Origin of the sequence: Actinophytocola sp., from assembly GCF_036002505.1 — a bacterium.
Taxonomy (GTDB): Bacteria; Actinomycetota; Actinomycetes; order Mycobacteriales; family Pseudonocardiaceae; genus DASYTH01.
Genome location: NZ_DASYTH010000235.1, coordinates 1 through 9,515, shown reverse-complemented (window position 1 = coordinate 9,515; position 9,515 = coordinate 1). Strand labels below are relative to the sequence as shown.

General features: G+C 70.3%; 9 protein-coding genes and 1 pseudogene. 7 read left to right on the top strand and 3 right to left on the bottom strand.

Annotated elements, in window-relative coordinates:
* From VGR06_RS21525 to VGR06_RS21515, 3 genes are all read left to right on the top strand, one after another.
* Positions 1-427: undecaprenyl-diphosphate phosphatase (locus VGR06_RS21525; protein WP_327560923.1), on the top strand; the 427-nt coding region annotated here is incomplete at its 5' end.
* Positions 428-529: 102 nt separating this feature from the next.
* Complete coding sequence (locus VGR06_RS21520) at positions 530-1,261, top strand: helix-turn-helix transcriptional regulator (protein ID WP_327560922.1); 732 nt, start codon at positions 530-532, stop codon at positions 1,259-1,261.
* Between the two features lie 93 nt (positions 1,262-1,354).
* Entirely contained in the window at positions 1,355-1,630 is a 276-nt protein-coding gene (locus VGR06_RS21515; protein ID WP_327560921.1) for a DUF397 domain-containing protein, read from the top strand.
* Between the two features lie 8 nt (positions 1,631-1,638).
* Here the strand turns inward: VGR06_RS21515 and VGR06_RS21510 are convergent, their stop codons facing one another.
* Complete coding sequence (locus tag VGR06_RS21510; protein WP_327560920.1) at positions 1,639-2,733, bottom strand: epoxide hydrolase family protein; 1,095 nt, start codon at positions 2,731-2,733, stop codon at positions 1,639-1,641.
* A 63-nt stretch (positions 2,734-2,796) separates the two neighbouring features.
* Between VGR06_RS21510 and VGR06_RS21505 the strand changes: the two genes are divergently transcribed.
* The gene (locus VGR06_RS21505; RefSeq protein ID WP_414637306.1) at positions 2,797-3,867 is read left to right on the top strand and encodes a helix-turn-helix transcriptional regulator; all 1,071 of its coding nucleotides are present in this window, start codon (positions 2,797-2,799) and stop codon (positions 3,865-3,867) included.
* A gap of 32 nt (positions 3,868-3,899) precedes the next feature.
* Here the strand turns inward: VGR06_RS21505 and VGR06_RS21500 are convergent.
* Positions 3,900-4,283, bottom strand: a pseudogene (locus VGR06_RS21500) (GNAT family N-acetyltransferase); the annotation flags it as partial.
* Here VGR06_RS21500 and VGR06_RS21495 point away from each other — a divergent pair.
* Together VGR06_RS21495 and VGR06_RS21490 are read left to right on the top strand one after the other, a co-directional pair.
* Entirely contained in the window at positions 4,257-4,946 is a 690-nt protein-coding gene (locus VGR06_RS21495; protein ID WP_327560918.1) for a histidine phosphatase family protein, read from the top strand. The pseudogene VGR06_RS21500 and the gene VGR06_RS21495 sit on opposite strands and share 27 nt — an antisense overlap.
* 101 nt (positions 4,947-5,047) lie before the next feature.
* Positions 5,048-5,773, top strand: a complete 726-nt coding sequence (locus VGR06_RS21490) for a hypothetical protein (RefSeq protein ID WP_327560917.1) — start codon at positions 5,048-5,050, stop codon at positions 5,771-5,773.
* Here VGR06_RS21490 and VGR06_RS21485 read toward each other — a convergent pair.
* A complete protein-coding gene (locus VGR06_RS21485) occupies positions 5,770-9,063 on the bottom strand; it encodes a GH92 family glycosyl hydrolase (RefSeq protein ID WP_327560916.1) in 3,294 nt (1,097 codons plus the stop codon). The genes VGR06_RS21490 and VGR06_RS21485 overlap by 4 nt on opposite strands.
* Positions 9,064-9,116: 53 nt before the next feature.
* On the opposite strand from VGR06_RS21485, the gene VGR06_RS21480 reads away from it, so the two are divergent.
* On the top strand, positions 9,117-9,515 hold a 399-nt coding region (locus tag VGR06_RS21480), incomplete at its 3' end, for a GNAT family N-acetyltransferase, cg3035/Rv0428c family (RefSeq protein WP_422652996.1).

The window sequence follows — 9,515 nt, the reverse complement described above, 5'->3', positions numbered from 1 at the left end:
GCTGGCCGAGCGCCGGGGAACGCAACGCCGCGGCGAGAAGGAGGTCACGCTCACCGACACGATGATCGTCGGCTCCTCGCAGATCCTGGCGTTGCTGTTCCCCGGCTTCTCCCGGTCCGGCGCCACGCTGTCGGCGTCGCTGCTGCTCGGGCTGGACCGGGTGTCGGCCACCCGGCTCTCGTTCTTCCTGTCCATTCCGGCGCTCACCGGAGCCGGGATCTACGAGCTGAAAGACGCGCTTGGCACCGGGGTCGGCGCCGGCCCGCTGGTGGTCGGCACGGTGGTGTCGTTCGGCGTCGCCTACGCCTCGGTGGCCTGGCTGCTGCGGTTCGTGGCCCGGCACACCATCAACGGGTTCGGCGTCTACCGGGTGATCGTCGGCATCCTCCTCTTCGGACTCCTCGCGGCTGGCACATTGCAGCCCTAATGGCAATTTCAGTCGACGCAATATGGCCGTCCAGTTACGTTGTTGGAGTGGTCTTTCGTGTCGCACATCATTGCCGCTGACCCAGGGGCTTAGCGTGCCGGTGTGACTGAACGGATGGGTGTGGGCCAGTTTCGTGAGCTGGGCAACGAACTGCGGCAGTTTCGCGAGGGGCTGGGCATTCCGGGCTACGTCCTGGCTGAGCGGTTGGGATGGTCGGCCACCAAGGTGTCTCGGATCGAGAACGGGCTGACCAGTGCCAGCGAGATCGACGTGCTGCGCTACGCGGCGCATTGCGGCGTGGGCGCGGAGAGCATCGACGGCTTGCTCGAAATGTGCCGGGAGCCTGGCACAGCGGGTTACTGGATGTCGAACCGGCTGAGCACGCTGATTCTCCACGAGACCACGGCGGCTTCCTCGGCCAGCTACGACCCGTTGGTGATTCCCGGTCTGCTGCAGACGCATGAGTACGCCACCGAGTTGATCACTGCAACGGGTCTGGAGGATGGCCTCGTCGAGTATTTCGTAGACACCCGTATGGAACGCCAGTGCGGGCTGCACGGCCGGCCGTTCGAGTTCTACATCCACGAACAGGTGCTGCGCCTGCCGGTGGGCGGCAACACATTGATGAACGAGCAGCTGCTGAAGCTGGTCCTGTTGGCGGAGCAGTCGCATCTCACCATCCGCGTGGTGCCGATGGCGATGGGCGCGCGCTCGATGTTCGAGGGCGAATTCGTGGTGTTCAGCTACGTCGATCGCCGCCCGCTGGTCTACTTGCCGTCCGTCGGCCTCTACCTGGACGAGCCGGGCCAAGTGTCCAATTATCAGGAAAACTGACGAGGCTGTCCGAGGTTGCCCTGGATAGAGGAGAATCGCGGGAGAAGCTCGCGGCCCTGGCGAGCGAGTTCGACCGACCTAAGGACTCCTCCGATGTCTCCGACTACGTGGCGGAAGAGCAGCTATAGCTCACACTCGCAGGACAACTGCGTCGAGGTGGCTTTTGTCCCGACCACCTGGCGGAAGAGCAGCTACAGTTCGCACCCCGAGGACAACTGCGTCGAGGTGGCGGTCGCGCCGACCGCCGTGGCCGTGCGCGACTCCAAGAACGCTGTTGGCCCTGCCCTGATCTTCGGGTCGCCGGCCTGGGGTGCGATGAATGCGTCGTTCCTCGCGTCGGGCGTGAGGAACGACGCATTCATCGCCTGAACGGGCCCTCAGCTGACCTTGGCGAAGAAGTCGCGGATGTCGGCGACGAGGAGGTCGGGGGCCTGGTGGGCGGCGTAGTGGCCGCCGCGGTCGTAGCGGGTCCAGTGGATCAGGTTCTTGTGGTCGCGTTCGGCGAAGCGGCGGATGGACTGGAAGTCGTTGCCGAAGCCGGCGACGCCGATCGGGACCGTGGTCGGCTCGGTGGGCGGGTCGGTGACGTGGGCGTCCTCGTAGTAGAAGCGGATCGATGAGCCGGATGTGCCGGTGAGCCAGTAGATCGCGACGTTGGCGAGGACGAAGTCGGGGTCGACGTCCTCGCCGAGGAGCTGGGCGTTCCAGCCGAGGAGTCCGGCGGGGGAGTCGGCGAGGGCGAAGGAGAGCGTCTGGGGTTGCTGGGCCTGGAGTTGGTTGAAGGCGCCGAGGTTCTCCCAGAACCATTGCAGGTGCGCCAGCGCCGCGGTCTCCTCCTCGGTGAGGTCGGCGAGCTCGGCTGGGTCGCCGGACGGGAACGAGAAGATCTGGGTGACGTGGACGCCGGCGACGTGCTCGGGGTCGAGGCGGCCGAGCTCGGGGGAGATCATCGAGCCGCCGTCGTTGCCGACCGCGCCGTAGCGGGCGTAGCCGAGGCGGGCCATCAGCTCCTTCCAGGCGGCGGCGACCCGGTAGCGGTTCCAGCCGGGCTCGGTGGTGGGGCCGGAGAAGCCGAAGCCCGGGATGGACGGGATGACCAGGTGGAAGTCGGATCGAAGCGGTTCGATGACGTCGAGGTACTCCACGATCGAGCCGGGCCAGCCGTGGGTGAGGATCAGTGGGAGGGCGTCCGGGTTGGTGGAGCGGACATGCAGGAAGTGGATGTTCTGGCCGTCGATCTCGGTGGTGAACTGCGGGTAGGCGTTGATCTTCGACTCCAGGGCGCGCCAGTCGAAGCGCTTCGACCAGTGCTCGGCGAGCCCGCGCACGTAGTCGACCGGCACGCCGTAGGTGCGGCCGCTGCCGGGGATTTCGTCGGGCCAGCGGGTGCGGGCGAGCCGGTCGTGCAGCTCGTCCAGGTCGGCCTGCGGGACGTCGATGCGGAAGGGGCGGATCTCCTTGTTGTCTGCCATGACCGGAACGCTAACGGGCAATTAGGCAAGGAACGTTCCTAATAGCGTGGCAGACTTTCCGGCATGGCGGAGACCTCGGCGCGGCTGCTCCGGTTGCTGTCGCTGATGCAGGGCCGGCCGGACTGGACCGGCGCCGAGCTGGCCGAGCGGCTCGGGGTGAGCGGCCGGACGGTGAGCAACGACATCGAACGGCTTCGCACGCTGGGTTATCCGGTGGATGCGACCCGGGGCGCGGTCGGCGGGTACCGGCTCGGGGCCGGCGCGGCGCTGCCCCCGCTGCTGCTGGACGACGAGGAGGCGGTGGCGGTCGCGGTGGGACTGCGCACCGCGGCGGGTGGTGCCGTCGCCGGGATCGAGGAGACCTCGCTGCGGGCGCTGGCCAAGCTCGAGCAGGTGCTGCCGTCGCGGCTGCGGCGGCGGGTCAACGCGGTGCAGGCGTACACGGTCCCGGTGCCGGCCGGCCGGCCCGCGGCGGTGGTGGAACCGGAGGTGCTGAGCCTGCTCGCCGCGGCCTGCCGGGACCGCGAGTCGGTCCGCTTCGACTACCGCGATCATGCCGGCGGGTCAAGCCGGCGGCGGGTCGAACCGCTTCGACTGGTGAGCTGGGGCCGCCGCTGGTACCTGGTGGCGTTCGACGCGGACCGCGAGGACTGGCGGACGTTCCGGGTCGACCGGATCGAACCGCGCCCGCCGGCCGGTCCCCGGTTCCCGCCGCGCGAGCCACCGGCGCCCGACCTGGCCGCGTATGTGTCGCGGCGGGTCAGCGCGGCGGCCTGGCGGTACCGGGCGCGGGTGCTGGTGCACGCGCCGGCGGAGGTGGTGCTGGAGCGGATCAACCCGGCGGTCGGCGTCGTCGAAGCGCTTCGATCCGACGCCTGTGTGCTGGACACCGGCGCCGACGACGTGGCGACGCTGGCCGTCCACCTCGGCCTGCTCGGCGTCGACTTCGACGTGACCGACCCGCCGGAGCTGGTCGAGTTGCTGGGCACGCTGTCGAAGCGCTACGAGCGGGCGATCTCCCGGCGCATGCAGACCCGGGAGGCGGGGTCGAGGCCACGGGCGGTCTCCCCGGCGACCACGGCGGCGAGCTCCGGCGAGAGGTCGGCCAGCACGCGGAAGCCGAGGCGCTCGTAGTACGGGGCGTTCCACGGCACCGCGCGGAACGTGGTGAGGGTCAGCGCGGTGAGGCCGTGGTCGAGGGCCCAGGTTTCGACGTGGTCGAGCAGGCGGGCGCCGATGCCGCGGCGGGCGTGCTCCGGGTGGACGCTGATCTGCTCGACATGGGCGCAGCCGTCGATCTCGGCGGCGACGACGAAGGCCACCGGGCGGTCGTCGGGGTTGGCCGCGACCCAGACATGGTGGCGTCGAAGCGCTTCGACGGGGAGCGGGTCGTCGTCGGCGATCTCGGGCAGGCCGATCTCGCGGAAAAGCTCACCGGAGGCGCGCTCGATCTCGGGCAGCAGGGCCAGCTCCTCGAAGCGGGCGGCACGCGGCACGATGTCCACTTCCGTAGGCTGCACCACGTGGCGACGGTGGTGCTGCTCAGGCATGCTCGGTCGACGGCGAACGGGTCCGGGGTGCTGGCCGGGCGGTCGCCGGGGGTGGCGCTGGACCCGTCCGGGGAGACGCAGGCGGCCGCGCTGGTGGCGCGGCTGGCCGGGGTGCCGCTGGTGGAGATCGTGAGCTCGCCGCTGACCCGGTGCCGCAGCACCGTCGAACCGCTTGCCCGGGCCCGGAACCTCGAGCCGGTGACCGAGGCCGAGCTGTCCGAAGTGGACTATGGGGAGTGGACCGGCCGGGAGCTCAAGACGCTGTTCAAGGAGCCGCTCTGGGCGGTCGTGCAGCAGCATCCGTCGGCCGCGGTGTTCCCGGCCGGCGAGGGGCTGGCCGGCGTCCAGGCCCGCGCGGTTCGGGCCGTCCGCGAACACGACGCGCGGATCACCAAGCAGCACGGCGCCGAGGCGGTCTGGTTGCTGTGCAGCCACGGCGACGTGATCAAGGCGATCCTGGCCGACGCGCTCGGCCAGCACCTGGACTCCTTCCAGCGAATCGTGGTGGACCCGGCGTCGGTGTCGGTGGTCCGCTACACCGACACCCGCCCGTTCGTGCTCCGGGTCAACGACACCGGCGGCGAACTGGCCAGCATCGTGCCAAAAGCACCGGAGAGCGGAGACGCCACCGTGGGCGGTTCGACCGGCACGCCCGCCACCTGAAACCTGACCGACACGAACTGCGCGGAACAGACGACTAGGCACATAGGCCTGTGCCAGGATCAGTCGATCCGCCACCCTCGGCGGCACTGGAGGAGAACTCGATGACGCAGCCATACGGCCAGCAACCAGAAAACTACGGGCAGCAGCCCGGCGGGTACCCGCAGCCGGGTGGCTATCCGCAGTCGCCGCCGGCCGGGTTCCCCCAGCCGGGCGAGTACCCCCAGCAACAGGCCGGTTATCCGCAGTCGCCACCCGGCGGCTTCCCCCAGTCGGGTGGGTATCCCCAGCAGAGCTACCCGCCCGGACCCAACTATGCCCAGGGCGTCGGCGGCCTGCCGATGGCTCCGCCCGATCAGGGCCGCGGTGGCCCGGTCGAGAAGCCGGGCTCCGTGACCGGTGCCGCGGTGCTCGCGTTCATCCAGGCCGGCATCACGTTGATCAGCACCGGCGTGCTGTTCATCGCGCTCGCCGCCAGCTCGGGGGCGGCTTCCGATCTCGGCCTCGACATCGGCGGGGCACTGGCCGAGTTCTGGATCGTCGCGTTCGCGCAGCTCGCCGGGCTCATCATCCTGATCTTCGGCGCCGTGCAGCTCATGTCCGGCTCCTCGCGACAGCTGTTCACGGCCGCGGTGATCCTCCAGCTGGTGATCTGCGCCTATTACCTGATCCGCTCACTGGCCGCATCGGGGTCGTCGGCCACCGGCGCGGGCGTCAGCATCGTGGTTCCGCTGCTCTTTGCGATCATGCCGGCGATCGCGCTCATCCTGGGCATGGGCAGCGCGGCCTCCCAGTACATCCAGGCCAAGAGCGGCCGCCCCGCGTACTAGGCAAGCAACTCCAGGCCGGCCAGGGTCACCGTGCGGCCATCGCTGCTCGCGGTGACCCGCAGCCGGTGGTGGGTGTAGGCGCCGGGGTCGGCCACGGTGAACGCCCTGGTCTGCCGGGGCCAGCGGAACTCCTGGGCGTCCCGGGTGTCGAGGGCGACCCAGGTGTGGCCGTCGTTCGAGCCTTCGAGCACCCAGGCGCGCGGGTCGCCGGAGCGCGAGCCCGAGGTGATCGTGTAGCGGCGGACGGTGGCCCGGGAGTCCCGCAGGGAGAACCGGATCCACAGCGCCGGTTCGCCGAACGTGACCTCGCGGCCGGTGTCGTCGAACACCGCGCCGGCGTCGTCGCCGCCACTCCAGCTCGCGGTGCCGGCCGTCGAACCGGTGATGTCGTGCAGCGGCAACGGAACCTCGTCGCCTGAGGTGACCGACGGCGGCGCGGCGTCCGGGCCGGTGCCCCAGTCGGACGGCTCCGGGCCCATCTCGAAGTCCAGCACGGCGCCGGCGGCCAGCAGGTCATGCGGCAGCCAGCACTTCTCGTATGGTTTGCCGTTGACCTTCAGGGACTGGACGTAGACGTTGCGCGACCCGTTGTTCCGCGCGTTGATCACCAGATCGCGGCCGTTCTCCAGGTGCACCACGGCCTTGGTGAACAGCGGTGAGCCGATGATGTAGGACGGGTCGCCGGCGCGCAGCGGGTAGAAGCCCAGCGCGGCGAACACCCACCAGGCGGACAGCTCGCCATTGTCCTCGTCGCCGCAGTAGCCCTGGCCGATCTCGCTGCCGGAGTAGAGGCGGGACAGGATCTCCCGCGTCTTCGCCTGCACCTGCCACGGCTGCCCGGCGTGCGCGTACATCCAGACGATGTGGTGCGAGGGTTGGTTGCTGTGCCCGTACTGACCCATCCGCACGTCCCGGGCCTCGGTCATCTCGTGGATCACCTGCCGGTACGAGCCGCGGTTGCGGCCGTTCTCCGGGATGGCGAAGAACGCGTCGAGCCTGGCGGCGAGGGCGTCCGGCCCGCCGTACAGGTTGGCCAGGCCGCGCCCGTCGTGCGGCACGGAGAACGCGGTGTTCCATCCGTTGGTCTCGGTGTAGCCGCGGCCCCAGGCGAGCGGGTCGTAGCCGGCCGGCGGGTACGCCCAGCGATGGTCGGCCGAGCGGCTCTGGAAGAACCCGATCGTGTCGTCGAAGAGGTTCACGTAGTGCCGGGCCCGGTCCAGGAACCACTCGTGGTTGTCCTGATCGCCCAGCGCGTGCGCGAGCCCGGCGATGCCGAAGTCGTTCAGGCAGCCCTCCAGCGTCCAGGACACCGCCTCGTGCGTGGACGCGGGCGTGAAGTGCAGGAAGGTCGAGCCGGGCACGCCCTTGCGGCCGACGGAGTCGTTGGGCGGGCTCACCGTGGCGTTGCGCAGCGCGGCGTCGTAGGCGGCACGCACGTCGAAGTTGGTGACGCCCTTGCGGTAGGCGTCGGCGAAGGCCACGTCGGAGCTGGTGCCGGTCATCAGGTTGGCGTAGCCGGGGGAGGACCAGCGCGAGATCCAGCCGCCGTCGCGGTAGTGCTGGACGAAGCCGTCGACCAGTTCGCCGCACCGGGTCGGGGTGAGCAGGGCGTAGGCCGGCCAGCAGGTGCGGTAGGTGTCCCAGAATCCGTTGTTCACGTACACCTTGCCGGGCACGCGCCTGGCCATCGAGTCGGTCGGGGTGTCCGGCGCGGGCCGGGGCGCGAACGGGCTGGCGTAGACCCAGTTCGGGCGCTCGGCGGTGCCGGTGTTCTCGTGGCCGGCGTTGGGGTACAGGAACATCCGGTACAGGCAGGAGTAGAGCGTGGTCAGCTCGTCGTCGGTGGCGCCCTCCACCTCGACCCGGCCGAGCAACTCGTCCCATTGCTCGGCGGCGCGCTGTCGAAGCGCTTCGACGGTGTCGTCCGGGGCGATCTCCAGCTCGAGGTTGCGCCGGGCCTGCTCGAGGCTGATCAGCGAGGTGGCGATGCGCATGGTCACCTCGGTCGGCGCCTCGGGCTCGCCGTTGAAGCGGAAATACCCGGTGACCCGCCGGGACAGCCCCCGCCAGAGCTTGCCGCTCGCGGTCACCGGCCGGTCGAACGTGGCGTGCACGAACATCCGGCCGGCGCCCACGGACAGTCCACTTCGGACGTCGGAGTAGCCGGACATCGTGCCGGCGGCCGGATCCAGGGTGAGTCCGCCGTGGCAGTTGACGTTGTCGAAGATCAGGCTGGCGTCCGCGCCGGGGAAGGTGAACCGGAACAGGGCCGCGTGGTCGGCCGGCGCGATCTCGGTGCGCACCCCGTTGTCGAAGTCCACCCGGTAGTAGTGCGCGCGGGCGATCTCGTTGTCGTGCTTGAAGGTCAGCGCGCGGGCGCGGCGGTTGGCCCGGGGTCTCCCCGGAGTGGCGGACGGCATCACGTGGAAGGTCTGCCGGTCGCCCATCCACGGGCTGGGCAGATGGCTGCAGCCGAACGCCTGCAGGGCCGGCCGGTTCTCGGCGTCGTTGCCGCGCTGGTACTCGTAGAACCAGTTGGTCACGCCGGCGTTCGTGACCGGTGTCCAGAAGTTGAACCCGCCGGGCACCGCGGTCGCCGGGAACGTGTTGCCGCGGGAGAAGCCCCGGGTGGAGTGGGTGCCCCGGGTGGTGATCACGTGGTCGGTGGGCCGGGTGCGCTCCGGCCGGGCGGGGGTGCCGATCCGGAGGTCGTCGATCCACCCGGCGAACCGCGCCGGGCCCCGCGGCGCGTCGTAGCCCACCAGGATCTTGGTGACGGTCCTGCCCTCGGCCACCGCGCCGATGCGGGCGGCGCGGCGGTTCCACTGGTTCGGGTACAGCGCCTGGGACTCTCCCTGCGCCCGCGGGGAAAGCTCGAACCCGAGGTGGTCGGGGACGCCGAGGTCGGACAGGTGGCTGCCGTCGTCGAAGGTGAGGTCGACGGCGACGAACGTGCTCGGGTTGCGCAGGTCGTCGTCGACCAGCTCGGGGAAGATCAGGTAGGACAGCTCGGTGTCCGCGGTGACCGGAAGCTCCACCCAGAAGATCTTGTTGACCACGAACGCGGGCCCGTCGGGCCGGTGCGTTCCGTGGTAGCGCAGGGAATGCCTGCCGGTGAAGCCCACGCCGGTCTTCGCCGCGTAGGCCCGGGCGGGTCCGCCGCCGCGGTGGGTGCGCAGCGTCGCGCCGTCCGAGCGGGGCCGGCCGTCGTCGTCGGTGTCGATCGTGTCGCGCCAGGTGGGTGCGGGATCGGACTCCTCGAACGACGAGAAGAACTCATCGACGGTCATCGGCGGCCCCTTCTTTAGTATCGGGGCACCTTGCCACACGTTCCGGAGCCGTGATGCCAGAAGATCCAGACGATCTCCTCGGCCGGCGGGTGGTGCTGCGCCGCCGGGCCGGCGAGCGCGACGGCCGGCCGGTGTTCACGGACATCCTGGGTGAGCTTGTCGAAGCGGATGGCGCGCTGGTGATCCGCCGGGAGGACGGTGAGACTGTGGCCGTGCCGCGGTCCGAGGTGCACCGGCTGAAGGCGGTTCCGCCCGGCCGGGAAGAGATCCTGGCGCTGTTCCGGGTGGAGGCGAAGGGCTGGCCGGCGCCGGAGCGGGAACCCCTGGGCGAGTGGGTGCTGCAGGCCGGCGAGGGCTGGACCCGCCGGGCCAACTCCGCGCTGGTGGCCGGCGACCCGGGCATCCCGGTCGTCGAAGCGCTTCGACACGTCGAGGCCTGGTACACCGAACGC

What these genes read in the sequence shown, in the direction of transcription:
- VGR06_RS21515 (WP_327560921.1), top strand. Translation starts at nt 1,355, where the DNA reads ATGTCTCCGACTACGTGGCGGAAGAGCAGCTATAGCTCACACTCGCAG.
- VGR06_RS21510 (WP_327560920.1), bottom strand. Translation starts at nt 2,733, where the DNA reads ATGGCAGACAACAAGGAGATCCGCCCCTTCCGCATCGACGTCCCGCAG.
- VGR06_RS21505 (WP_414637306.1), top strand. Translation starts at nt 2,797, where the DNA reads ATGGCGGAGACCTCGGCGCGGCTGCTCCGGTTGCTGTCGCTGATGCAG.
- VGR06_RS21490 (WP_327560917.1), top strand. Translation starts at nt 5,048, where the DNA reads ATGACGCAGCCATACGGCCAGCAACCAGAAAACTACGGGCAGCAGCCC.
- VGR06_RS21485 (WP_327560916.1), bottom strand. Translation starts at nt 9,063, where the DNA reads ATGACCGTCGATGAGTTCTTCTCGTCGTTCGAGGAGTCCGATCCCGCA.